This window comes from Haloferax marinisediminis (assembly GCF_009674585.1).
GTDB classification, from domain to species: Archaea; Halobacteriota; Halobacteria; order Halobacteriales; family Haloferacaceae; genus Haloferax; species Haloferax marinisediminis.
Genome location: NZ_WKJP01000001.1, coordinates 852,839 through 877,303 on the forward strand (window position 1 = coordinate 852,839; position 24,465 = coordinate 877,303).

Annotated in this window: 25 protein-coding genes and 2 tRNA genes; 15 read left to right on the plus strand and 12 right to left on the minus strand. The window is 62.3% G+C overall.

The window, feature by feature from the left end:
* Positions 1–35: 35 nt before the first annotated feature.
* Positions 36–1,064: a lysylphosphatidylglycerol synthase transmembrane domain-containing protein gene (locus GJR98_RS04420; protein ID WP_151135837.1), complete on the minus strand. Its 1,029-nt coding sequence runs from the start codon at positions 1,062–1,064 to the stop codon at positions 36–38.
* Positions 1,065–1,199: 135 nt separating this feature from the next.
* Here GJR98_RS04420 and thiL point away from each other — a divergent pair, with 135 nt between their 5' ends.
* Together thiL and GJR98_RS04430 are read left to right on the plus strand one after the other, a co-directional pair.
* Complete coding sequence (gene thiL, locus GJR98_RS04425; protein ID WP_151135839.1) at positions 1,200–2,081, plus strand: thiamine-phosphate kinase; 882 nt, start codon at positions 1,200–1,202, stop codon at positions 2,079–2,081.
* 81 nt (positions 2,082–2,162) lie between these two features.
* Positions 2,163–3,008 (plus strand): type II CAAX prenyl endopeptidase Rce1 family protein, encoded by an 846-nt coding sequence (locus GJR98_RS04430; RefSeq protein WP_151135841.1) that lies wholly within the window; start codon positions 2,163–2,165, stop codon positions 3,006–3,008.
* 59 nt (positions 3,009–3,067) lie between these two features.
* Here GJR98_RS04430 and GJR98_RS04435 read toward each other — a convergent pair whose 3' ends face one another.
* The 4 genes from GJR98_RS04435 to GJR98_RS04450 all read right to left on the minus strand — a co-directional run bounded on the left by GJR98_RS04435 (position 3,068) and on the right by GJR98_RS04450 (position 6,248).
* Complete coding sequence (locus GJR98_RS04435) at positions 3,068–4,207, minus strand: site-2 protease family protein (protein ID WP_151135843.1); 1,140 nt, start codon at positions 4,205–4,207, stop codon at positions 3,068–3,070.
* A gap of 348 nt (positions 4,208–4,555) precedes the next feature.
* Positions 4,556–4,801 carry a DUF7123 family protein gene (locus tag GJR98_RS04440; protein WP_151135845.1) on the minus strand — a complete coding sequence of 82 codons (246 nt, stop codon included), beginning with the start codon at positions 4,799–4,801 and terminating at the stop codon, positions 4,556–4,558.
* Positions 4,802–5,107: 306 nt separating this feature from the next.
* Positions 5,108–5,893 carry a molybdopterin synthase gene (locus GJR98_RS04445; protein WP_151135847.1) on the minus strand — a complete coding sequence of 262 codons (786 nt, stop codon included), beginning with the start codon at positions 5,891–5,893 and terminating at the stop codon, positions 5,108–5,110.
* Positions 5,894–5,918: 25 nt separating this feature from the next.
* Complete coding sequence (locus GJR98_RS04450; protein ID WP_151135849.1) at positions 5,919–6,248, minus strand: hypothetical protein; 330 nt, start codon at positions 6,246–6,248, stop codon at positions 5,919–5,921.
* A gap of 93 nt (positions 6,249–6,341) precedes the next feature.
* Here GJR98_RS04450 and pyrH point away from each other — a divergent pair, with 93 nt between their 5' ends.
* Together pyrH and lysS are read left to right on the plus strand one after the other, a co-directional pair.
* Complete coding sequence (gene pyrH, locus GJR98_RS04455) at positions 6,342–7,055, plus strand: UMP kinase (RefSeq protein ID WP_151135851.1); 714 nt, start codon at positions 6,342–6,344, stop codon at positions 7,053–7,055.
* Position 7,056: 1 nt separating this feature from the next.
* Complete coding sequence (gene lysS, locus GJR98_RS04460) at positions 7,057–8,715, plus strand: lysine--tRNA ligase (RefSeq protein ID WP_151135853.1); 1,659 nt, start codon at positions 7,057–7,059, stop codon at positions 8,713–8,715.
* Between the two features lie 67 nt (positions 8,716–8,782).
* On the opposite strand, the gene GJR98_RS04465 is transcribed toward lysS, so the two are convergent.
* A complete protein-coding gene (locus GJR98_RS04465; protein ID WP_151135855.1) occupies positions 8,783–9,322 on the minus strand; it encodes a hypothetical protein in 540 nt (179 codons plus the stop codon).
* A 126-nt stretch (positions 9,323–9,448) separates the two neighbouring features.
* Between GJR98_RS04465 and GJR98_RS04470 the strand changes: the two genes are divergently transcribed.
* The 3 genes from GJR98_RS04470 (at position 9,449) to GJR98_RS04480 (ending at position 13,327) form a co-directional block, all read left to right on the plus strand.
* Entirely contained in the window at positions 9,449–9,844 is a 396-nt protein-coding gene (locus GJR98_RS04470) for a hypothetical protein (RefSeq protein ID WP_151135857.1), read from the plus strand.
* Positions 9,845–9,937: 93 nt separating this feature from the next.
* Positions 9,938–11,731: a site-2 protease family protein gene (locus GJR98_RS04475; protein ID WP_151135859.1), complete on the plus strand. Its 1,794-nt coding sequence runs from the start codon at positions 9,938–9,940 to the stop codon at positions 11,729–11,731.
* 96 nt (positions 11,732–11,827) lie between these two features.
* The gene (locus GJR98_RS04480) at positions 11,828–13,327 is read left to right on the plus strand and encodes a heme-binding protein (RefSeq protein ID WP_151135861.1); all 1,500 of its coding nucleotides are present in this window, start codon (positions 11,828–11,830) and stop codon (positions 13,325–13,327) included.
* Positions 13,328–13,514: 187 nt separating this feature from the next.
* Here GJR98_RS04480 and GJR98_RS04485 read toward each other — a convergent pair whose 3' ends face one another.
* The 3 genes from GJR98_RS04485 to GJR98_RS04490 form a co-directional block, all read right to left on the minus strand.
* Positions 13,515–13,763 carry a hypothetical protein gene (locus GJR98_RS04485; RefSeq protein ID WP_151135863.1) on the minus strand — a complete coding sequence of 83 codons (249 nt, stop codon included), beginning with the start codon at positions 13,761–13,763 and terminating at the stop codon, positions 13,515–13,517.
* A gap of 99 nt (positions 13,764–13,862) precedes the next feature.
* Positions 13,863–14,033 carry a hypothetical protein gene (locus tag GJR98_RS17430; RefSeq protein ID WP_191965416.1) on the minus strand — a complete coding sequence of 57 codons (171 nt, stop codon included), beginning with the start codon at positions 14,031–14,033 and terminating at the stop codon, positions 13,863–13,865.
* Positions 14,034–15,107: an aldo/keto reductase gene (locus GJR98_RS04490; RefSeq protein WP_151135865.1), complete on the minus strand. Its 1,074-nt coding sequence runs from the start codon at positions 15,105–15,107 to the stop codon at positions 14,034–14,036.
* A 147-nt stretch (positions 15,108–15,254) separates the two neighbouring features.
* Here GJR98_RS04490 and GJR98_RS04495 point away from each other — a divergent pair, with 147 nt between their 5' ends.
* Positions 15,255–17,444: a GH32 C-terminal domain-containing protein gene (locus GJR98_RS04495; RefSeq protein ID WP_151135867.1), complete on the plus strand. Its 2,190-nt coding sequence runs from the start codon at positions 15,255–15,257 to the stop codon at positions 17,442–17,444.
* 58 nt (positions 17,445–17,502) lie between these two features.
* Here the strand turns inward: GJR98_RS04495 and GJR98_RS04500 are convergent, their stop codons facing one another.
* The gene (locus GJR98_RS04500) at positions 17,503–18,795 is read right to left on the minus strand and encodes a glycoside hydrolase family 68 protein (RefSeq protein WP_151135869.1); all 1,293 of its coding nucleotides are present in this window, start codon (positions 18,793–18,795) and stop codon (positions 17,503–17,505) included.
* Between the two features lie 184 nt (positions 18,796–18,979).
* Between GJR98_RS04500 and GJR98_RS04505 the strand changes: the two genes are divergently transcribed.
* The 3 genes from GJR98_RS04505 (at position 18,980) to GJR98_RS04515 (ending at position 20,559) form a co-directional block, all read left to right on the plus strand.
* Positions 18,980–19,897, plus strand: a complete 918-nt coding sequence (locus GJR98_RS04505) for an acyltransferase (RefSeq protein ID WP_151135872.1) — start codon at positions 18,980–18,982, stop codon at positions 19,895–19,897.
* Between the two features lie 134 nt (positions 19,898–20,031).
* Positions 20,032–20,328, plus strand: coding sequence for a DUF7577 domain-containing protein (locus GJR98_RS04510; protein WP_151135874.1), 297 nt, complete (start codon positions 20,032–20,034; stop codon positions 20,326–20,328).
* 51 nt (positions 20,329–20,379) lie between these two features.
* Positions 20,380–20,559, plus strand: coding sequence for a hypothetical protein (locus GJR98_RS04515; protein ID WP_151135876.1), 180 nt, complete (start codon positions 20,380–20,382; stop codon positions 20,557–20,559).
* Positions 20,560–20,766: 207 nt separating this feature from the next.
* Here the strand turns inward: GJR98_RS04515 and GJR98_RS04520 are convergent.
* Positions 20,767–20,837, minus strand: a tRNA-Gly gene (locus tag GJR98_RS04520).
* 201 nt (positions 20,838–21,038) lie between these two features.
* On the opposite strand from GJR98_RS04520, the gene GJR98_RS04525 reads away from it, so the two are divergent.
* Positions 21,039–21,869 (plus strand): NAD+ synthase, encoded by an 831-nt coding sequence (locus tag GJR98_RS04525; RefSeq protein ID WP_151135878.1) that lies wholly within the window; start codon positions 21,039–21,041, stop codon positions 21,867–21,869.
* A gap of 45 nt (positions 21,870–21,914) precedes the next feature.
* On the opposite strand, the gene GJR98_RS04530 is transcribed toward GJR98_RS04525, so the two are convergent.
* Complete coding sequence (locus GJR98_RS04530; protein WP_151135880.1) at positions 21,915–22,610, minus strand: enoyl-CoA hydratase/isomerase family protein; 696 nt, start codon at positions 22,608–22,610, stop codon at positions 21,915–21,917.
* Positions 22,611–22,670: 60 nt separating this feature from the next.
* Between GJR98_RS04530 and GJR98_RS04535 the strand changes: the two genes are divergently transcribed.
* The 3 genes from GJR98_RS04535 (at position 22,671) to GJR98_RS04545 (ending at position 24,352) form a co-directional block, all read left to right on the plus strand.
* Positions 22,671–23,348, plus strand: a complete 678-nt coding sequence (locus GJR98_RS04535; RefSeq protein WP_151135882.1) for a DUF7114 family protein — start codon at positions 22,671–22,673, stop codon at positions 23,346–23,348.
* A 78-nt stretch (positions 23,349–23,426) separates the two neighbouring features.
* Positions 23,427–23,498: transfer RNA gene (locus tag GJR98_RS04540), tRNA-Thr, on the plus strand.
* Between the two features lie 215 nt (positions 23,499–23,713).
* Positions 23,714–24,352, plus strand: coding sequence for a cysteine hydrolase (locus GJR98_RS04545; RefSeq protein WP_151135884.1), 639 nt, complete (start codon positions 23,714–23,716; stop codon positions 24,350–24,352).
* Positions 24,353–24,465: the final 113 nt, after the last annotated feature.

The window sequence follows — 24,465 nt, forward strand, 5'->3', positions numbered from 1 at the left end:
GCGTGTGCCGGCGACTCACCCTGAGACGCGGGGATTTAGCTTCGCCACCCACGGGCGCTCTCGAGCCCCATCACGATACCCCCGAGGAGTGTGGGAACCCAGTAGACGAACCCTCGGAAGAGGACGACGCCGGCAGTCGCCACGTCGAATCCGACGGCCGGACTGGCCGCGGCGACGAGGATGGCGAGTGTCCACTCGATACCGCCTGCACCGCCCGGAAGTGGTGTCACGCCGGCGATCGCTCCGATGGGGACGACGAACAACGCGATGGAGAACGCGATGGGCGCCCCAATCGCGTGGAACGCCGTCCAGAGACCGACCATCTGGCAGAGCCACCCGAACCCGGACAGGCCCAGTGCAATCGCCAACCCGCGTGGATTCCGCCCGACGCGTTCGATCGAGCGGAAGAAGCCGTTGATTCGGCGTTGGACGCCATCTGTCGAGGGGACAGAGACACGTGGGATGTACTGGGCGACGGTCTGGATGACCGGCGTCAACGCTCGAATGAGTTTTCGTTCGAGTTCGTAGCGGCGTTCCCAGACGATGTAGACGGCGGTCGGGACGCCGATTGCGAGTCCGACGACGGCGACGAGCGCGATTTCGAGATTCCGGCCGAGGGTGACTTCGGTGGCGTAGTAGCCCACACCGATGAGCGCGATCGTGATGGACGGAACGAAGTTGATCGTGTCCACGCTGGCGATTGCAGCGAGTCCCGTCTCGTACTCGGTGTCGGCGCTCCGCGAGATGAGAAGTGCCGTCACAGGCTCGCCGCCGGCCTGTCCGAACGGGGTGATGTTGTTCGAGAACATCGCACCCGTGAAGACGAGGAACGACCGCAGGACGGAGATATCGACGCCGAGGACACCGAGCACTGTCTTCAGGGACGTCCCCCAGGCGACGAGCCAGACGAGCGTGATGGCGAAGAGGGCCGCCAGAAGGGCAGGGCTCGCCATCGTCAATCGGTCGACGAGTTCGTCGACGCCCGCGAAGTAGAAGAGGACAGCAAAGACGACGAACGCGGCGGCGAATCCGAGAAGCGTCGCACGAATATTCTCGCGGGCCATCTGCCAAAAGTGGGTCCACAAAGGGCATTAAGCCACCGGATTCGGTGGACTGAACATCGGTCACGTCCCGCACTGTGGTCTGTTCGCTTGCACCGGATAGATGGAAATTTCCGCTCCGGGCAACACGACGGATGTATGGACGAGCGCACCGCCCTCCGACTGCTCGCCGCGGACCTCCCCGGCGCGGGTGACGACGCTGCAATCGTAGATGGTCTCGTCGTCACGACAGACATGCTTCACGAGACCACTGACTTCCCCCCCGGGACGACGCGATACACTGCGGGGTGGCGGTCGGTTGGCGCGTCGCTCTCGGACGTGGCTGCGATGGGGGCGACAGCAACCTGTGCGGTCGCCGTCTACGCCGCCGCTGAACTCGACGAGACGGAACTCGGTGACTTCGTGCAGGGTGCCCGTGACGTGTGTGAGGCAGTCTCGGCGGAGTACGTCGGTGGCGACCTCGACACGCATCGTGAGTTCACGGCGGTCAGTACGGCGATTGGCCGCACAGACGACCCGGTTCTTCGCTCCGGCGCACGGCCGGGTGACTGTCTCTGTGTAACTGGCGAACTGGGGCGGTCGGCCGCTGCCGTGCGATTGTTCGAGGCGGGCGAGACTGACCGCGCCAACGACCTGTTCCGATTCACGCCGCGTGTCGCTGCGGGTGTCAGACTTCGAGAGTCGGCGACTGCGATGATGGACTCCAGTGACGGGTTGGCCCGCTCGGTCCACCAACTCGCCGAAGCGAGCGACTGCGGGTTCGAACTCGACTGGGACGCCCTTCCAGTTCACGAGGCGGTCGAGGACGTCGCTACCGACGACACCGAGAGACGAGAACTCGCTGCGTACTTCGGAGAGGATTTCGAACTCGTGTTCACCATCCCAGAAACCGAACTCGATGCTGTCCGCGACGACGTCGACGTTCCGCTCACCGTGGTGGGACAGGTGACGGCCGAGTCCGACATCGTCGCCGACGGGGAACCGCTCCCGGACCGTGGATACACCCACGGCGGCGACTGATACCTGTGCCGAATTTTGACAAGTTCTCACTGGTGTAGAACCAGTGTCGTGTGCTATCACGCCAGAATACAATCATCTAGTATGGCTTCCGAATCGACACTCCAGCGGCAAGTATCGCGGTTCGCGACGGGAACTGCGTGGACACCACGAGACACCCTGTTCGTCGCGTTGGGTGTCTATGTGCTCTGGGTCGTCGCGACGTTCGTCTTCGAAGGGCGAATCCAGACGCTCCTCCGACCAGACGCGACGCTCGACAGGTTGGTGTACGCCGTCGTGGCGAACCTCGTCGTCGGCACAGTCCTCGCGCTGTGGGTTGTTCGGCGAATCGTCGGAGCAGGCGTCGTCGACCCAACACGGGCAGGGTTCCGGTCAGTCCTGCGAACTGCCAGCGCTGTCGTCCTCACCGGTATCCTCGGCGGGGTACTGTACGTCGTGGGGAACCCACCGTCGACGGACCCGATGGTCGTCGCGAACGTCTTTGCTCAGGTGTTCCCGACCTCTATCGCGGAGGTCGTCGTCTGTTGGGTGCTCGTTGGAGCAACCGTCGAAGCACTTCTCCGCGCTCGTGGGTCGAACAAGTACGTGGCAATCGCGGCCGCGCTCGTGACCGCGAGTGTCCTCTTCGGCGTCTACCACGTCGCGCACAGTCCACCGTTCAATACGCTCCCACAGGTTGCGTTACTCACCGTCGTCGGCGTCGTCACGAGTCTCGTGTACTTCGCCGTCCGAGACGTGTACGCGACAATCGTCTTCCACACACTGTTAGCCCTGGCCGGTGTCACGCAATCGCTCGCTGACGCTGGTCGCCTCGGGACGTTCACCGAACCAATCGTTCCGCTGTTCGCCGTAGCGCTCGTGGCACTCGCGGTGCTCGTCGCTTCCGACAGTGGTCTGGTCCGACGTGCGTCGGTCGAACCGCAGGTGTGACACACTGTCCATTGCAGACGTGCCATCCCTGTACCGGGTGCCGACACGACTCTCGCTTCTTACCCCGGAATCACTTGAATCGGAACGAGCAGGAAGCACGCCGCACCGAGGGCGAACGTAAACAACCCGACAGCGATTCGTCCCGTCCCGAGTGGTGTCTCGTCGACCGGGTCTGCAGGGCCGTTGTAGGCGATGAACGTCGAGAGGAGACCCCAGAAGAACCAGAGGCCGACTGACTCGTTGATACCGAGGCCGCGGACGTAGTGGAGGTAGCCGGCGATACCGAACAAGACGAGGGGGACGGCCGCAGCGAGTGACTCCTGACGCTCACCGAGCATCGCGCGGACCATGTGTCCACCGTCGAGTTGGCCGACTGGGAGCAAGTTGAGGACGGTGAAGAACATCCCCACCCATCCACCGATGACGACGGGGTGGACGACAGTTCGTGGGTCGGGGTACTCCGTCGGGCGACCGAGTATCGTCGCGATAGCGTCCAACAGCGGTGGGTTGTTGAAGATGATGACGTCGCTCGAACTGGAGAACGCCCACGCTGGAACCGTCATCGGTTCGAGCGAGAGGCCGATGACGGTGACGACGATGGTCGCCGCGAGTCCGGCGAGAGGCCCCGCGACGCCGATGTCGAACAGGGCCTTCCGGTCTGGCATCTGCCCGCGCATGCGAATGATAGCACCCAGCGTCCCGAACGGGAAGATGAACGGGATGAGGTAGGGAAGCGAGACGTTGACGCCGTGGTACTTCCCCATCAGATAGTGGCCGAGTTCGTGAACCGAGAGGACACCGAGGACCGCAGCCGTGAAGGGCCACGCCTGGAGCGCGAGAAGCGGGTTGGCGGTGAGGTCTGACAGCGGAACGTAGTACCATCCCACCGCACCGACGAACAGCGTCGAGACGATCGTCGCGACGAAGAGGGCGACGTTCTTCCACGGAATGCCGTCGACACCGGTCGAGATGGGTTCGGCGACGACGACGTCTGTCCCGCCGAACCCAGTCGTCTGTGCTTGGACTTCGTATCCGGCCTGACGGAACGCCGGCCACACCTCACGGACTAACATCTGTTCCGGAACGAGCGACTCACCGTAGTAGACCAGTCGCTCACCGTCGGTCCGTGTCTCGTGGACGTCGAAGACAGCACGGAGGGCCTCGACCGGCGGTCCGTCCGCCGATTCGAACTGTTCCATTACCCGACGATAGGTGTGCAACGTGCATAAATCCCGTGACCCTCAGAACGGACTGATACGCCGCTCTCGGCGGAGTATACACGGTGGTCGGGAAAACAGAAATCCACGGGGGAGACGTTTGGAGGGCGTGTCGCAGGCGGGGTGCCACAGGCGGGGGTGTGTTACAGGTGAGAGTGTGCTGTGGGTGAGGGGGAACGTTGGTGATGTACGTTCGGGTGGTGGTCGGTTCGTGTGGTGGTGGTCAGCGGTGCGGTGGTGGTGTGTGGTGGTCTCTGGCCCGAGGTGGTGTCTACCAGGGCCGTGTGGGGGCTATTCGGGGGCTTTCAGGGTTGTCTCCACGGGACGACGTCAGGCAGACTCGACACGCCACGTGGTCGCACTCGTGTACGACCACTTCTCGATGGTCAGCTCGGTGGCGGAGTCACGGAGTTTGACCATCAGCGCGCCGATCTCTTTGGGGGACAGACCGACGTCGTCGGCGATGAATTTGCTCTTGAAGTACATCTCTCCGTCTTTTGCACGGTCGATCAGATACTGCTTGAGACGGTCTTCCTTCGAGCTACCATCGGTGGAGGGGGATACTGTAACGCTCATCTGGTACACCTCACCCACTTCTTACCCCCAGAAGGTGTTATAAAGGAAGGACCGTTGAGATTAGTTCGACCGCTTTCAGCCTGAATCCACGAAAAGGGTTCGTTTTACAATTCTTCTAGAAACGCTTAGATATTTTATAACGCGTTCTAAGAGATTTATTCGTCACTTGTATTCTAAACATAATGTGGTGGAAATATACCCCAAATACACGCTGAGATGCGTCATTTTGCGGTAATATATTCCTCAATTTCGGCCAAATGGGCCAAGTATTCCGTCGAACGCCCCGATTTGGTGTCGCGTGGCGGCTCAGCGGTCGTGCACCCAGAACTCCTCGTCGACGGTCGTCTCCTTCTTGAATATCGGCACTTCGTCTTTCAATCGGTTGATGCCGTCTTCGACGGTTCTGAACGCTTCTGTCCTGTGTCCTGCGAGCACGACGACGAACACGATATCTTCGCCGTCTCCGATGACGCCGACTCGGTGGTACATGAGGACCCGGTAGACGCCCTCTCGGTCTTCGAGTTCTTCGGAGATGGTCGCCATCTTGGCTTCGGCGACGCCGTCGTACTTCTCGAATTCGAGGCTCGTCGTCGGTGAATCGTCTTCGGAATCCTTCGCGCGGACGCGTCCAGTGAACGTCGCAATCGCACCGGAGTACTCCGCTTGTGGGTCGGATTTCACTTGCTCGACGAGCGAGCCGAGTGTTATGTGGGGCTCGAAGGAGTCGATGTCGACCGCGAGTTTGTCGAGGTCGACCTCGTTCGTGGCTTCTGCCTCCACGACGACGTTCGCTGCTTCAACGTCACCGAGAGAGAGTGTCGGGACGTGCGCGTCGGGGAATCCAGAGAGAAGCGCGTAGTCGTAGCGAGACGACAGTTCGTCGAGCAGGCTGTCGAGGTCACGGTTCTCACCTGCACCGACCCAGTTTCCTTCGGGTGCGAGTCCGTACGCACCGTCGACTGAGTCGGGTGCGTCTGACTCTGCCGCGTTGCGCGGGAGCGATTCGACGGTCGCGACGCGCCCATCCAGATGGGGGGCGAGTCGTTCACAGAGGACGGTCGCGCCCGGACCGACCACGCCAAGTACGTGCATACAGAGTCTCTCGCCCCGCGACGGATTAAGATTGCTCCGAGGGAGGTGTGTCGTCGGCCGTGTCGTCGCCCCTGTTGGGCCGCGTCCGATAGAGGTAGAACGTGATGGCAAACCCGAGGAGACCGAACAGTGTGGAAATCCACGGTGCGACCGTCCCGACGACGGTTTCGGCGGTCTCGGGGAGTGTGTTGTACTGTCTGAGTGCCCACCCGATAGAAAAGCACGCCACAACCGCCCAGTAGAGGCCGGTTCGGCGGCCGAACTCACCTCGGTAGTAGCGGACGTAGAGTGCACCGAGGGCGAGCACCCATCCGACGACGATGAACGATATCGTCTCCACGGTGACCAGTCGCATACCCGTACTCGCCGCGAGACTGGTTTAAACCCCCCGACACGGGTGTCTCGCACTTGATAACCCTTAAGATGCGCTCACGGATACCCGTGTGCAATGAGAGTCGTCATCTCCATCGGCGGAAGCGTACTCGCGCCGGACCTCGACCCACAGCGTGTAGAAGCCCACGCGTCTGTCGTTGAGTCTCTTGCACGAGAGGGGTGTGAAATCGGTGCAGTCGTCGGCGGCGGCGGTGTCGCGCGTGACTACATCGGTGCGGCCCGTGAACTCGGTGCGAACGAGGTTCAACTCGACCAAATCGGCATCGACGTGACCCGAATCAACGCCCGTCTGCTCATCGCAGCGCTCGGGTCGCAGGTCGACCCGAAGGTCGCCCACGACTACGAAGACGCGGGCGACGCCATCCGCCGCGGCGACATCTCCGTGATGGGCGGCGTCATGCCCGGCCAGACGACGGACGCTGTCGCGGCCGCCTTCGCAGAGTACGTCGACGCCGACTTGCTCATCTACGCAACCAGCGTCGACGGCGTGTTCAGCGCCGACCCGAAGAGCGACCCCGACGCGACGAAGTTCGAGGAGATGACTGCGGGAGAACTCGTCGACGTCATCGGTGACATCGAGATGAACGCCGGGTCGTCCGCGCCGGTCGACCTCCTCGCCGCGAAACTCATCGAACGGGCGAAGATGCGCACCATCGTCCTCGACGGAACCGACCCGTCTCGCGTCGAACCTGCAGTCCTTCGTGGCGAGCACTCTGGGACGGACATCATCCCCGAAGGCGGCGACGAACCGACGTACTGGGCCCAGTGAGATGACGGCAGACGAAGCTCCTTCCACCGACGCCTTCGACAGCGCGGGCGAGTCGAGTGACGGCCACCGCGACTTCTGGGCGGACGACGTCGCAGACGAAATCGAAGCACGAGACCCCGAGGAACCAATCGTCATCAAAGGCGGCGTCTCGCCGTCTGGTGTCGCCCACCTCGGCAACTTCAACGAGATTATCCGTGGCTACTTCGTCGCCGAAGTGCTCCGCGAACGCGGCCACGAAGTTCGGCAGGTCTTCACGAGTGACGACAAAGACCCACTCCGCAAACTCCCCCGAAAACTCGCCGACGAAGACGGCAACATCGTCGGTCTCGGTGAGGTCGACGCCGGCGCTCTCGGGCGAAATCTCGGCAAGCCGTACACGTCGATTCCGGACCCGTTCGGTGAAGAGGAGTCGTACGCGGCCCACTTCGCCGCCCTGCTGAAGGCCGACGCCGACCGCCTCGACATCCCCGTCGAGATGATTTCGAACACCGAGATGTACGCCGACGGCGACTTCGACCCTGTCGTCGAACACGTCCTCGACAACATCGACACCGCGCGCGAGGTCCTCTCGAAGTACCAGTCGAAGGTCGACGAGGACTACGTCCCGTTCAACCCGGTCTGTGAGGAGTGCGGGAAGATTACCGAGACCATCTCCTCGGTCGACGTGGACGCCGGTACCGTCGACTACGTCTGTACCGACATGACCGTCGGCGACAACACCATCGACGGGTGTGGCCACGAGGGAACCGCGACGTTCCGCGAGGGCAAGCTCCCGTGGCGCTTCGAGTGGCCCGGTCAGTGGCAGGTCCTCGGTGTCGACTTCGAGCCGTTCGGCAAGGACCACGCCGAAGGGTCGTGGCCCTCTGGTGACGACATCGCACGCAACGTCCTCGGAATCGAACCGCCGGTTCCGATGGTCTACGAGTGGTTCACGCTCAACGGGAAGGCACTGTCGTCCTCGGCAGGAAACATCGTCACCGTCTCGGAGATGCTCGAACTGCTCGAACCCGAGGTCCTGCGGTACTTCTTCGCGCTCAACCCGCGGAAGGCCCGCGACCTCGACCTCACCCGTCTCGACCAGTTGGTCGACGACTTCGACCGCTTCGAACGCGCGTACTTCGGCGAGGTCGACGACGAGAACCTGACGCGGTTCGCCAAGCGAGCGTACCCGTTCGTCGTCGACGAAGTGCGCGAAGACTGCATCCGTCTTCCCTACACGTTCGCGGCCGTCCTCGGGATGACCGACGACGAGGAACTCCGCGAGCAGATGGCCAAAAACGAGGGCTTCTTCGACGACGACACGCCGGAAGACGTGGTCGAAGAGGCGCTCGCGCGGGTCGAACGCGCCCGCAACTGGGCGGAGAAGATGGACAACCAGTACAACTACCGTCTGCAGGTCGACCTCCCCGAGTTCGACTTCGACCCCGCAGTCGAGGCGGCACTCGACGAACTGGCCGACTTCGTCGAGGAGAACCACGACGGCGAGGCGATTCAGGGCGAAATCTACGAGACCGCCCGCCGCAACGACATCGAGATGGGCGACTTCTTCGCCGCTGGCTACCGCCTGTTCTTCGACGCGACGCAAGGCCCGCGTCTCGGCGAGTTCCTCGGCGAGCTCGAACAGGACTTCGTCGTCACGCGCCTCCGCCGCGAGGCGTGACGAGATAACTCCTGTCTGAAACTCTCCTCTCAGTTCTCCCGTCCGTCTCTCCTCTCTATCTCTCCTCTCAGTTCTCTTCTATCGCGTCGATGACGACTGCGCCGACGACGAGCAGTCGCGGGTCTATCTCGTCGGTATCTGCTTCAATCGTGTATTTGTCTCGGAGTGCGAACTGTTCGGAGATTTCGCCGACAGACTCACCGCCAGCGTTCTCGACGCGGTACGAGAACGGAATGAGGGTAGTGATGAACCGCCGGGCGACGGCCATCGGCACGTTGTCTTCGACGATTCGGCCGACGACTGACCCGTTCGGTCCGAGCAGTTGGTAAGTGTGTTTTGCGAACGAGAACGCGCCACGCTTGACCGCACCAACCCGAGTGTCGGTCTGGCTATCGACGATATCGTAGGCCGCCGAGACGTCGAGGACGCTGTCGGCTTTCACGCGGAAGCGCTCTTTGCCCGTCTCGTAATCGTTCAGGCGGAAGTCTTCTTTCAGTTTGAACTTCTTCTTCTTCGCCGAGAGGATGGGTTCGTCGTTGCCGTAGACGACGTATTTGGTTCCGATGGACACCTTCTGTCTGACTTCGTAGCGGGAACTATCGAACATGGGTTCGGATGCTTCCGCCATCGGATAAAGACCTTCTGGGGGACGACTTATGTCCTCGTCGTGCGTACTCGAAAACAGGTTCGTTCACACGAACGACCCGCCGCGGCCGTGCCGCAGTGATTTCACATGTCCCTCATCGACTTTATCCGAAGCATCGAAGAATCGCAAGACGAGTTCGATATCGAATTAGAAGAGTTCGACGCCGACTCCGAACAGGCAGACGTCGGTGACGACTCGTCCGGCGGACGGTCACTCGGGCGACTGTTCCTCCTCGTCGTCCTCCTCGCCGGCGTCGCCTACGTCGTCTACCGACTCCGCTCGTCGCGCAGCGAGTCGTACACCGACATCGACCTCGACGACGAGACCGAGTCGGTGGCAGACGACACTGCCACTGTCTCCGTCGAACACGATCCCGACGAAGAGATGGCCGAAGAGGAATCGACTACTGAATCTGCGGACGAAGACGCCGTGGAAGTCGAAATCGAGTCGCCCGGTGACGAGTCCGACGAAGACGAAGAGTAATCCGGTTCGTTTAGCGTGGTACTGCAATCCGGTTCGTCCAGCGTGGTACCGTAACCCGAACGCCTTTTGGCGCGCGCCGCTTCTTTCCGGGCGATGAATACGCTGCTGTGGATCCTCGCCGGATTCATCGCCTACTCTCTCCTCGCGGCGCTGTTGCGTACCCGTGGGATTCTCCCCGAGTACGTCCGCGTCCAGGGCCCACTCACGACGGTTCACACCCGTCGAGGACGTGAGTTACTCGACACACTCGCCGAACCCAAACGGTTCTGGCGTGCGTGGAGTAACATCGGCCTCGGTATCGCCCTCGTGATAATGGTCGGGACGTTCGTCCTTCTGGTCTATCAGGCCGTCCTCATCGTCCAGAACCCCCCCGCGCCCTCACAAGTCAACCAACCACAGAACTTCCTCGTCATCCCCGGCGTCAACGACTTCCTCCCGCTGTCTGTCGCGCCGGAGATTCTCTTCGGCCTCCTCATCGGACTCGTCGTCCACGAGGGTGGCCACGGTATCCTCAGTCGCGTCGAAGGCATCGACGTGGAGTCGATGGGCATCGTCCTCCTGACGATTCTCCCCGTCGGCGCGTTCGTCGAACCGTCCGAAGAGAGTCAACGCCGCGCCGACCGAGGTGGAAAATCTCGCATGTTCGCCGCTGGCGTGACCAACAACTTCGCGGTCACCTTCGTCGCGTTCGCGTTGCTGTTCGGTCCGGTCATCGGGTCGATTTCTGTCGCACCGGGAATCGCAGTTGCCGGCGCGTACGCAGGCTCACCCGCCGACGCCGCAGGCATCAGCGGTGGCGACAGAGTGACCGCAATCGACGGCACATCGGTCAACACGACACAGGAACTCGATGCGGCCCTGCTCGCTGCCGACGACCGAACTGTGACGGTGGAACTCGACGGTGAACGAACCACGTCGGTCCAACGTGGACTCATCGTCGCCGGGTCTGTCGCCGGCAACCCGGCCAATCTCACCGTCGAGTCGGGAAGCGACCCGATTCGTGTGACTGCAGTCAACGGGACGCCCGTCTACACGCGTGCTGGCTTCGAGGAAGCCGTCGGTGACTCGCGGTTCGCCCGTCTCGAAACGTCGGCCGGCGAGCGGACCATCCCCATCGGCGCGTACATCACGAACATCGCCGAAGACCAACCCCTCTACAACGCGACGGGGGCGGCGGCACCAGTCATCATCACGAGTTTCGACGGAAAGCGAATCACGTCGTCGACCGAGTTACAGGTCGCACTCGATGCGACTACCCCCGGACAGACCGTCTCCGTCGAAGTGTACCAGGACGGTGCGTTCCAGACGGTCGACGTGACGCTCGGTGAGAACCCACAGGACGGAAACGGGTTCCTCGGTGTCAACATCTTCGACGGGACGAGTGGGCTTCTCCTGACGGACTTCGGGACCCAAGCGTACCCCGCCGGGACGTATCTCTCGCTCCTCGGCGGTGACGGCGGCGACGGTGCCGGTGGCCTCGGCAACGCCTTCGGTGGGTCACCCCTCCAACTCGTCTACGTCTCGCTTCTGTTACCGCTCGCGTCCGTCGTCCTCGGGATTCCGAACTTCCCCGGGTTCACAGGCGACGTCATCAACTTCTACCAAGTGGGCGGTCCCTTCGGGTTCCTCGGCGGCGGTGTCTTCATCCTCGCCAACGTCCTGTTCTGGACGGCGTGGATTAACCTCCAACTGGGTCTGTTCAACTGTATCCCGGGCTACCCACTCGACGGTGGACGCATCCTCCGGACCGGGGCGGAAGCCATCGTCTCGCGGCTCCCGGTGGACGACCGGCACACGCTGGTCCGAACCATCACCACGTCCATCGGGTTGACGATGCTCGCGTCGCTCTTGCTCATGATATTCGGCCCGACGCTTCTCGGCGGATAACTCCGCTTCTGTCGGGGATACGTCCGTTCTCTCGTCTGTTCTCGCGCGCCGAAAAGACTCGCAACTTCAATACCGGATGAATCCTAAACCCCGGGTATGGTAGAGGCCCCACAGACCGACGAGGGCTGGTTCGCGCTGCACGACTTCCGAACCGTCGATTGGGACGCGTGGCGGGATGCGCCCGAGCACGAGCGCCAACGAGCACTCGAAGACGGCGTCGCCTATCTCGAATCCCACGAAGCGGTCGAAGACGACGAGGAAGGCACCTCGGCTATCTTCTCTGTCCTCGGCCACAAGGCCGACTTCGTGGTCGTTCACTTCCGGCCGACGCTGGACTCCCTCTCTCGCGCCGAACGGAAGTTCGAACAGACCGCCTTCGCCGCGTTCACGGAGCAACCGACTTCGTACGTCTCCGTTACCGAAGTGTCCGGGTACGTCTCGGACGACTACTTCGAGGGCAACAAAGAGGACATCGACACCGGACTCCTCCGCTACATCGAGGGCAAACTCAAGCCCGACATCCCGGAGGACACCTACATGTCGTTCTACCCGATGTCGAAGCGTCGCGGTGAGAAACACAACTGGTACGACCTGCCGTTCGACGAGCGCCGCGAACTCATGTCCACCCACGGGGACACGGGTCGCAAGTACGCCGGCAAAATCAAGCAGGTCATCGCGTCGTCGGTCGGATTCGACGACTGGGAGTGGGGTGTCACGCTGTTCGGCGACGACCCGACAGACATCAAGGATATCGTCTACGAGATGCGCTTCGACGAAGTGTCGAGTCTGTACGGCGAGTTCGACCAGTTCTACGTCGGCCGACGCTTCCCGCCGTCGGACCTCGGCGCGTTCCTCGCAGGTGACGCGGTCCCGACGAGCGAGTTCGGCGACGAATCGCACCATCACGCCCACGCACACGGTGAGGGTGACCACCACCACGGCGAAGGTGGACACCACGGTGAGGGCGGCCACCACGGCCACGGTGACGACGACTCCGACGAAGAGCGCGCAGACGAAGACATTCGCGGAGAACTCGAAGACCTGAACATCTACGCCGGAAAGCCGCACGGCGAAGACGTGTACGCGACGGTGCTGTACTCGGAAGCCGATTCAGACGACCTGTTCGACGAAGTCGACGGCCTCCGCGGGAACTTCGACCACTACCCGACGCACGTCAAGACGGCCGTCTACGAGGCCAACGAGCGTGGCCGAACCGCTGTCGTCTCCATCTGGGAGACCGCATCGGCCGCCGAGACTGCCGCAGGGTTCCTCTCGGAACTCCCCGGCATCGTCGAGCGCGCCGGCGAAGAATCCGGCTTCGGGACGATGGGGATGTTCTACACCGTCAAGCCCGACTCCCGCGAAGACTTCGTCGAGAAGTTCGGCGTCGTCGGTGGGCTCCTCGACGACATGGAGGGGCACTTCGACACGGACCTGATGGTCAACGTCGAAGACGAGAACGACATGTTCATCGCCAGTCAGTGGCGCTCGCAGGAAGACGCCATGGGATTCTTCCGGTCTGACGCCTTCCGCGACACGGTCCAGTGGGGCCGTGACGTGCTGGCAGACCGGCCGCGACACGTCTTCTTGGCGTAAGGCCGCGACTGAAGGGAGCGGGGTGAGGACCCCCCGAACGGGGGTGACGAACCTTTTGGTCCAGATTTTGCCAGCGAGCTAAGCGAGCGCAGCAAAAGGTGGCGTGTGCGTGCTGGCAGACCGGCCGCGTCACGTCTTCTTGGCGTAAAGGCTGGGTTAGGAGAAACCGCGTTTTACTTTTTCAGCCCTATGCGAGAGCGGCGCGAACCTCTCGCAGCTTCGGGTGGAACTTGTCGGTCCCGAGGAGGTACGCGAAGTAGAGCACTGCGGCACCCATGACGAGTGCCCACGCGCCGAATCCGAGGTCGCCGTGTTGGACGGTCAGCAGTGCGAATCGCTCGATGTACGCACCGGCGACGGAGAGGCCGGCGCTTCCGATGCCGAAGACGAGGAGTTCGAGAAGGTCGGGCAGTAGGTCGACGAATGACTGGCGCATTACTGCCGCTCACAGCGTGCGGTGTTGTGTCTCTTTTGGTCTGGCGACGCGCGTTCAGTGTCGAGGGCGACGAAGAGAGTGTTCGGGTCGGGTGGCGAGTTACCGTCCGTTCTGAACGTAGTCGGCGACACCGAACACGCCCGTCAGGAGCGTCTTCACGACCCAGCGACCGGCGTCGTCACCACGTTTTCTCGCGTCGAGGCTGACCAACCACGCGAGCAGGACGTGGGCGACGGCGGTGATGCCGAGGATGGTCCGCAGGCGAACCATCTATGCTTCGTTGCGGGCGCCTTCGGCGACGCGCTTGTCGAGGCCGGCGTCGCGGATGTCGTCACCGCCGACCGACGAGCGGAGTGCGTCCATGCCGTCGAAGCGGTCGATGCCGAAGTTGTCTGCGTAGAGGTCTGCGACGCGCTGCATCTCTTCGTCGGAGAGTTTCGGCACGTCGGAGGCGGCAGCCCACTCGGTGATGTCGTCTTTCGTGCGGAACGTCGGGGTGACTGCTGCCGTGGCGTCGAAGCCGAGGAGCCACGCGATGGAAGCCTGCGCCATGGAGCGCTCGCCGTCGCGTTCGAGGAAGCGGAGGGTCTCGAGCTTCTCCCAACCAGTCTCGTACCACTCGTCGGGGCGGAAGCCACGGTGGTCGCCCGCACCGAGTTCCGTCTCGGGGCGAACCTGCTCGTTCAGGAGGCCCGAAGAGTGTGGGACGCGAGCGATGAGGCTCGTCTCCGACCCGGTCTCGTCGATGGTGTCGAGGAAGTGGTTCCCGACCTCCTGTTCGAACATGTTCCAGACGATTTGGAGCGCGTCGAACTCTTCGGTGATGGCCATGTCGCCTTCGGCGAGCCACCCGATGGAGGGGCCGAGCGCCCAGCCAGTGGCCTTGATGAGGCCTTCTTCTTTCAGTTCGTCCAGCGTTTCGAGGACGTCTGGCGTGACCTCCTCGACGTTCGCGTTGTGGAGTTGGAGCAGGTCGACGTACTCCATATCGAGCCGTTCGAGGCTCTTTTCGGTCGCTTCGCGGACCCACTCACCGGTAATCACCTTGGGGAGTTCACCGTGGCCGGCCTGTGGGTTGTTGTAGAAGTCGTAGCCGACTTTCGTGGCGACAGTGACTTCGTCGCGGTAGTCTGCGAGCGCCTCGCCGACGACCTCTTCGGAGTGGCCAAGACCGTACACGTCTCCGGTGTCGAAGAACGTGATTCCCTGGTCGATGGCGTGGTGAATCATCTCGATGGAGTCTTCGTCGGAGCGGTCGCCCCACCAGTCGGTCCCGACGACCCACGCACCGAAGCCAACCTCGCTGACTTCGATACCGGAGGTCCCGAGTTCACGGTAGTGCATACGCAGGGCTTAGCAGTCCGGTGACTTATTGGGTGTGTTTCGTTCCCGCAGGGCAGGAGCCCCTCACACCGCTCGATATTGACCGTGTGTGCAGTTCCTCGCACGAATCCGCAGATTCATGAACGGTGCCGCCAAAGGCCAGTGACAATGGATGAACTTTCCGTCCGCGTCGGGTTCGTTTTCGTCTCCGAACTCACGGACGAACAGCGAGTGGCACGAGACTGGGTTACGGCGATTGCGGACGTCGAACCCGTCTCACTCGAAGCCATCGCTGACGGGGCTATCGACCTCGCTTCTTTCGACGTCGTCTGGTGGCACTCTGACCGGCACCTCGACACTGCACAACGCGAACTCGTTGCCGACTGCGCCGACACGTTCGACGACTACCTGAGTGGCGGCGGCGGTGTCCTCCTGACACTCAACGCCCTCACTGCAGTCGACGAACTGGGAATCGACCCTGTCGCACCTGACGCCGTCGGCACCGAAACCTCACCGCACCCCACGGGACTGTTGGCCAAATCTCTCTACGCCGACCACCCGTTGTTCGAGGGATTCGACACGCTCGCCGTCCACATGCAACCGCCCGAATCTCCTCGCCCGTTCGCCCGCTACGAACACATCCTCCCCGAGAAGGGCCGGATACTGGGGAGCATCGTCCACGGCGACGACTACCTCGTCCCGCTCAAATCGGTCGTCGAGTGGCAGCACGGTGCGGGTACCGTCTACGGAGTCGGCGCCGAAGTGTCGTTCCTCTCGCACCACGGCCACGACTTCGAGACGATGGGGTCGAACGAGCACTTCCTCCGAAACGCGCTCGCACTCCTCGGCGGCCCCGCACACCGCCGCCCGACGTTTTCGGACCGTCCGACCGACCCATCGGGCTTTGCCGAACTGCGTGACCGCCTCGGCGACGACCACCACCGGCCTCGCTATCACGTCGCAGGCCCAGCGCACTGGGTGAACGACCCGAACGGCGTCATCCAGTACGAGGGTACGTACCACATGTTCTACCAGTACAACCCCGGCGGCCCGTTTCACGGGTCGATTCACTGGGGCCACGCCACGAGCGAGGATTTAGTTCACTGGGAAGACCAGCCCGTCGCACTCACACCCGACCCAGATGGCCCGGACCGAGACGGATGCTGGTCGGGGTGTGCCGTCGTCGACGACGACGGAACGCCGACGATTCTCTACACGGGTGGGCGTGAGCATCATCAACTGCCGTGTCTGGCGACGACGACCGACCCGATGCTTCGGTCGTGGGACAAAACCAGCGACAACCCAATCATCGAGGCTGCCCCCGACGACATCGATATCCTCGGCACTGACGACTGGGCCGCGGAGTTCCGCGACCACGCCGTCTGGAAGGTTGGCGACGACTGGTACCAACTCATCGGGTCCGCAATCGCCCACGTTGGCGGGGTTGCCCTCCTCTACCGGTCGTCTGACCTCCGCGAGTGGGAGTACGTTGGGCCACTCCACAGCGGGACCGAGGGCCACGGCACTGTCTGGGAGTGTCCCGAACTGCTCGAATTCGACGACTACGACCTCTTCCACGTCTCGAACTACGACGACGTTCGGTACTTCGTCGGAGAGGCAGACCTCGACACCCCGGAATTCGACGTAGACAACGAGGGGCTCCTCGACTACGGCGACTTCTACGCACCGCAGTCCACCGTGGACGACGACGGCCGGACGCTCTCGTGGGGATGGGTCAAAGAGGGCCGCGGCGTCGAGGCGCAGTGGCACGCTGGATGGTCGGGGATGCTCTCGCTCCCGCGCGAACTCTCGGTCGACGAAGACGGGACACTTCGCCAGCAACCGGCAGCAGAACTGGAGACACTTCGCGGAAAACACGTCTCGCTCGACGACCTCTCATTCGACGGGTCGTTCGACGCCGGCGACCGAACGTCGCTTCCGCTCTCTGGTAACGCGTACGAACTCGCGCTCGACGTAACTGTCGAGGACGGCGGCGTCTTCGAACTCACGCTGTTCGAGTCGCCGACTGGCTTGGAACGAACTATCGTGCGCTACGACGGCGAGCACGTCACGGTCGACAGAGAGCACAGCACTCGTCACCACGACGTGGACCGCGAACCCCGGTCGATGCCGGTCGAGGGCGATTCGCTGTCTCTCCGTGTCTTCGTCGACGGGTCGCTCCTCGAACTGTTCGCAAACGAGCAGCAGTGTCTCACGACTCGCGTCTATCCGACCCGGGCGGACGCAGACGGCGTCTCACTCGCCGCAGCCAAACACTCCCACGATGGGGCTGTCGAACTACAGACGCTCGACGCGTGGGAACTCGACGCGGCGTTCGACGCCCGGAAACGAGACTGAAAACGGAGCGAGACCGCCGACAGAAACGCGCCCGACAATCGGGCACGGAATTCTAGTTCTAGTAGTAGCCTTCGCCTTCGCCCTCGCGGTCTGCCTGTTCCCACCACGAGGTGGGGAGCGATTCGCGTGGAAGTGGCAGGTGGCCGTGGTCGAGGGTGTCGACGATGTTCGTCTGGTCGCCGTCGAGGCCGAGACAAACTGTGGGGGCGAGCGTGCCGCCGAAGCGTCGCATCTGCTCTTCGGGGGGCAGAAGCGACACGTCGTCCAGACTCGCCCGGTTGTAGTCGTAGTAGTTGAAGAACGACGTGACGAGCAGGTCGTCCCCGTGGTCGTAGACCAGCCACGAGTACGCCTGGAAGGGCGCGTTCGATGGGTTGGTGAGAACCATCCCGTGACCGTTCAGCGGTTCGTACTCGCCGCGGAGATCGTCTGCGACGAAACCATAGAGTGCGTCGTAGCCCTCCAGACCCGGCGCGAACGTGTGAACGTGGCTGGAGATGAAGAGGTAGTAGGTACCGTCTCGGACGACGAAGTGCGGTCGTTCGAGTTCCTGATTCACACAGACGGCGTCGAGAAGCGGTGGCCGAAGCTCGAATTCGGTCGGGTCACCGGTCGGCGAGTGGGCGATGCCGATGCTCCCGTTGAACTCCTCCCAGACTGGGTCGTCGCACTTGCCTGCGCCTTCGGGAACGGGCGTGTTGGCTTCGAAGAGGAGGTAGGTCTCGCCCGACTGCGGGTCCTCGAAGAACCACGGGTCGCGGAAGGTGTATATCATCCCACGAGATTGGTCTTCGCGCTCGTACCAGTCACCGTCAGGCGTGAGGAGGATTTGGTGGTCCCACGGGCCGTCGATGCGGAGTCCCGACTCGTCGGTGTGGACGGTTCCGCCCGTCGCAAGCGCGAGGCGCTGCGTGTAGGTCAGTTCCTCGGCGTCGTCTTCGCCGGCAGCAGTGTAGTAGAAGTACACCTCGCCCTCGTCGCCGTCGGGGTCGTACATCGCAGACCCGGCCCACTGGCGTTGCCCGAGTGCGCCGTCGTCGAAGATGCGGCCACCGGTCGTCCAGTTCTCGCCATCGGTCGAGTAGAAATAGCGGATGGTCGCCACGTCGTGGCGCTTCCCGGGGAGGAGGTCCGAGGGTGACGTGAGCGCAAAGATGATGCGACGGCCGTCGATTTCGGCGATAGAACCGTCTCGGTTACGGAGCAACCACGTGTCCCAGATGTGGAGGTCTTCGTCTACTCGTTCGTCCGGTGGGTAGATTATCGGCGCGACGTTCGAGTCGTCGCGGCGGAGTCCAGCAGCGTGCTCCCGCGTCCACGCCGGCGTGTCTCCTGCGAACTCTTCACTCATAGATGGATGAACTTTGTCGGGTGGGATATGTCTCACCATTCTAGTTCGTCACCACTGACGGTCGCCACTCGCGCTCGCCGCCGAATAATTGCGACCAGAATCCAGCGAATTTTGCCCTTTCGTGGGCTGTCGCGGCCGATGCACAACCGAACCCCTTTGAACGTTGACGGCAAACGAGATGGTAATGACGAAGGTCGAGGTTTCGCTTCCGGAAGACGCCGAAGATGGGTTGCAGGCCTTCATCGACGACGTAGACGAACGTCTCTCGTCGGAGGAAGACACGTGTACAGTCGTTCAAGAGACCCTCATCGACCTCTTCGGCGACCGGGAAGCGTGGGAGCGATGGCAGAGCGGGAAACCCGTGTCACCGGCGACACGAGTTCGGCTACAGGGGTACGACCCCTGCAACGCGACTCTCGAAGCCGAGTACTACGCCGAGAAAGACGACGAGAAGTTCAAACGATCGAAACACCTCCAGTGGCTCTGGCGGCAGTTCGACGCAACGCCGATGGCCGACAACGTCGATTTCGCCCTCCGGTTCCGTCAGATGCTCGCCAACCATCTGTTCGAAGAGGCGGGTGACAACCTCCGCATCTTCAAGGGTGTCACCTTCTCCTACGGCCACAACATCACCGTCGGCGACAACACTGTCATCCACGACGACGTCCACCTCGACGACCGCGGCAAACTCACCATCGGCGACCGCGTCTCCATCTCCGACAGCGTCCACATCTACAGTCACGCACACGACGTCGTCGACCAGACCGAAGTCCGAAACTACCACACGAAAATCGGCGACGACGCTCGGCTCACCTACGATGCGATGGTGAACGCCGGAAACCACGTCGGTGAGAACGCAATCGTCGGCGCCCGTGCCATCGTCCAGGGAGACGTCCCAGCCCACCACATCGTCGTCGGCGCACCTGCCAAGAGCGTGAAGATAAAGCCTGGATTCGAAGACGTGGCCGAACCGCTCGACGCAGGAGGCGAACACTTGGCCGACGACCGAGAGATTCCCTACGACCTCCCGGACGACATCGACGCGTTCGACGAGTTCGGCCGTGACCTCGGTGGCCCGGTCAAACCACACCGCACTGAGTAGACCGACCTCTCTCTGCCGTCTTGTTTTTTGACAGCCGCATTCCGCCCCACAGGTCCCCGTTCGTTCCGCCAGCCATTGCAATCTGACATCCGACCGAAGAACCGATATAGCATGCTAACGTAGGTCAATGTGTGATGGACGTCTGGGGGTGGATCGTCATTTACGCGCTCGGATTGACCCTGCTCCAGCTACTGGTCTATCGATATCTCGTCAACGGAGGGGAACCGACGATTGGCGATGGCTCCGGTCGAGACGCCGACCGTGTCGACCGATACGTCCACCCCGAAATCGCGGCGACCTTCGACGACCGCTCTCGCATGCGCGTGCAGACGACGCAAACTGGAGAGCGTATCTGCCCCGACTGCGGCGCGACGAACGAAGCCGACACGACGTTCGACCTCTGTTGGAACTGTACTCGACGCCTTCGATGACCGGCGTCGGGCCGGACCCGTTTTACAGTCCCCCGTCAATCTTCCAGTAGCATGGCCGAAAACCAAGACTTCCACGACGAACTCGATACGCTTGCATCCGACATCGAGCGGGCGATTCGCGAATTCGACGCCGCTCTCGAACGTCACGCGATGGTTCGACAGCGTGCACGAGACCCCGTGTTCCGTTCGGAGTCGGCCGAATTCGACGACGTACAGGAACTGTTCTTCTGAGGCTGACTCTCCTGCGGTCGCGTTCTGGGCGTCTCGTTTCCTCCCACTGGACTCGGAGCCATCGGCTCCTCGTCTGGTTCCGTTCAGAAGATGCGCCGACTGGGAGTTCACTGAGCGACGCGAAGTGAACGTTAACGAGATGGAACCTCGTCAGGACTGAGCAAACTGAAGGTTTGCGAAGGTCGGTCGGCAAACGACCGGAGGGAGTGCGCCGACCGGGAATTGAACCCGGGCTTCGAGCTTGGGAAGCTCGTGTCCTACCACTGGACCATCGGCGCTCATTACATTCGCTTCGTGCATCACACCGCTTCGCGCTGTGATACATCGGCGCTCACTGCGTTCTGAAGCAAAAATCCGTAGACTGCGGGGACACTTGAACGTAGCGCTTCACCAGAACCTACCCCAGACGGAACTGGACGCCCGTCCACTCTTTCTCGCCGACGAGTGACTATTTGCCCTCCCAGTCCTAATCGGATTCAATGACAGATATCGACGTCCTCTCTGACAGTGCGCCTATCGACCTTCGCCTCTCGGAGGCAGAACTCGAAGCCCACCGCGAGCACATCACGACGTTCATCCGCGACACCGTCGACGCCGCGGGTGCCGACGGTGCGGTTCTCGGCCTCTCCGGTGGTATCGACTCGACGCTCACTGCGTTCCTCGCCGTCGAAGCACTCGGGGAAGACGGTCTCCACGGCCTCGTCATGCCGAGTGTTGCGAACGCCGAAGACATGATGAGTGACGCCGAGGGTGTCGCCGAGATGCTCGGAATCGAGTACGACGTCGTCGAGATTCAGCCCATCGCAGAGACGTTCTTCAACACGTTCCCGGAGGCAGCGAACGACCGGATGGCCGCAGGCAACGTCTACGTCCGTACCCGTGGCGTCCTCAACTACTTCGTCGCGAACCACGAGAACCGAATCGTTCTCGGCACCGGAAATCGCGCAGAGGCGATGACTGGATACTTCACGAAGTACGGCGACCAAGCGGTCGACTGCAACCCGATCGGGAACCTCTACAAGCAACAGGTCCGCCAACTGGCCGCCCACGTGGGCGTTCCCGAGGACCTCGTTCTGCAGACACCCTCTGCGGAGATGTGGAGCGGTCAGACCGACGAGTCCGAACTGGGACTCACCTACGACGTGCTCGACGCCATCCTCGCACTCCACGTGGATGGTCCCCTCTCGAAGTCCGCTACCGTCCGGAATTTCGACGTGACTGAAGAACAAATCGACCGCGTCGTCGAACTCTACGAACGGAGCGCCCACAAGCGTTCGATGCCGCCCGCACCGACCGAACTCGACCTGTAACGTTGGTCCTGTAACGTTGGGGTGCGCGGGTGCGCGCTGTGTCAGTTACTCTTCTCGCGACGATGCGATGTCGTCGACGTTCGCTCGGTGGAGCGCCGCGAACCCCTCGGCCTCCGCGGCAAGTCGCTCGTCGTCTCCACGCTGGTCGCGCAACCGTTCTTTGATGATTCGAAGCGACTGGTGGTCGTTTTCGGCCATCGAGGTGGCAACCTCACGGGGGTCGTCGACGATACGTGAGACGAGGCCCATCTGGAGGGCTTCGTCGGCGTCGACGACACGGCCGGACAGTGAGAACTCCAGTGCGTGCCCTTCGCCGACGATGCGCGGGAGTCGGACCGTGCCGCCCCACGCGCCGAAGAGGCCGATTTTGACGCCCGGTTCGCCAAGCGTCGCCCGCGGCGTAGCGACTCGAACGTCGCAGGCGAGCGCGAGTTCGACACCACCGCCACGGGCCGCACCGTCGATACCAGCGACGACGACAGCCGACGACTGCTCGATGGTGTTCGCGACGCGCTGTCCGTGTCGGGCGAACGCCTCCGGGTCAGCGAGGTCGGCCACACTGTCGAGGTCAGCACCGGCGCAGAACGCCGGCCCGTTCCCGCGCAGGAGGACGACTGGGGCGTCCGTGTCTTCGATTGCTGCCTCTAACGCGTCGAGGTCTATCGGTCTGAGGGCATTTCGACGGTCTGGTCGGTCGATAGTCACGACCCGGAGGGAGCCATCGTCTTCGGTCCGTATCATACCCCCGTTGTGCCGTGGTTTTCCAAAGGTCTTTGGCCTCCCAACCGTAAGTCTCGGCCGATGGACGACGCCGTGCGAGCCCGTGAGGCTGCGCGTGAGGCCTTGTCGGATATCGAGCCCGAGGCCCTACGCGCAGCGCTGGACGAACGCCTCGACGCCGCCTCGATGACACCGGCGGTGCTCACGTTCGTGAGCGCGCGGGCTGTCGAACCCAACGTCGACCTGAACGGCATGGCAACGCGTGCCGCCGGAGTACAACTCATCTACGAGGGGCTTCGACTCACTCGGCTGCTTGCTCGCGACGAACCGTGGACTCACCTCGACTCGTCTGAGGACGACACCGAGGCCGACTTGGATATTCTCGCTGCGGACGTACTCGTCTCGCGCGGATTCTATCTGCTCGCACGGACGGAAGCGGCCGACCACGCCGTCGAGACGGTTCGTGCCTTCGGACGCGACCAGACCCAACTGCGTACTGCCTCCGACGCAGACCGCCCGGCCCTCGACGGGAACCTCGAAGTGAACATCTGTACCCTCGCAGTCGTCGCCGGAACGACTGCAGTCGGGCCACTGCCACCGGCCGCACTCGTCGAATACGCGGCCGGACTGGCGAACACACGAGATGGGAGCTTCCCACCTGCTGCCGAGACGGTCTCCGAATCGACTGTCGAGCGTATTGCGGCGCTGTACCGAGGCGGGTCTGGAGACGACCCAGTCACCTCGACTGCTGACCGCTAATCGACATACGCTACCATGGTTCCGGGTCGTTTCGAATCGAAACCCCTAAAGAGTAACCCGGACAACGAAGGAATGCGTGCCTGGGTAGCTTAGCGGTAAAGCGCGTCCTTGGTAAGGACGAGAGCCCGGGTTCAAATCCCGGCCTAGGCTTTTTACGAAACCCACCTCTCCGAGCGGTGCATCTCATCGGGGTGTGGTCTGACACCTATCGAACCCACGAGTGAACAGACGACGGACTCCGAGTCGAGGGCACTGAGACGGCAATAGTTTAAAAAATAAAACAAGCCACAAAATATCCGGACAGTATACTCTATACGTCACGTTCTATTTCGTCTCACACTACGTACGTATCACTGGTGGTGGAAATGGCAGTATCAATCACACCGGGGCGTACAGCACTTCTCATAACCGACCCGCAGGTCGACTTCCTGAAACCGGAGAGCGTCGTCTGGGACCACGTCGGTGAAACCGTAGAAGAGAACAACGTCGTCGACAACCTCGTCAAACTCCGTGATGCTGCCCGTGAGGGTGGTATCAGAGTGTTCTACTCGCCGCACTACTACGAGAGCGACGAGTACGAGAACTGGACGCACCTGAACAGTATCGACCAGATAATGTTCGACACTCGGATGTTCGACCGTGCAGGCTCGGGCAGCGCGTTCATCCCGGAACTCGAACCGGACGAGAACACCTTCGTCTGCGCACCGCACAAGCAACTGAGTGGCTTCTGGAGCAACGACATCAACACCCAACTCCGGCAGCGCGGTGTCGATAGCATCGTGCTGGCTGGGATGAGCGCGAACCTGTGCGTCGAATCACACCTTCGTGACGCTGTCGAGGCCGGGTTCGAGGTACTGGTGGTCACCGATGCAACCGCTGCTGCTGGGAGGGAGGCACTCAAAGCCGCCTACACCAACTACGGCTTCATCGCCCACGAGACTGCGACGACCGACGAGGTCACGCCACGTCTCGCCCAGAAGGAAGTCGCCTCGGCTGACGACTAACCGGACCGAACCAGCCCCTCACCGCTTTTCTGCCGAGACAGTGAGAAACACGACTCTCGAACTTGCCTCCCGAACTGGGACACTCACGGCCCAGAGCGGCTGAACGGAGTTCA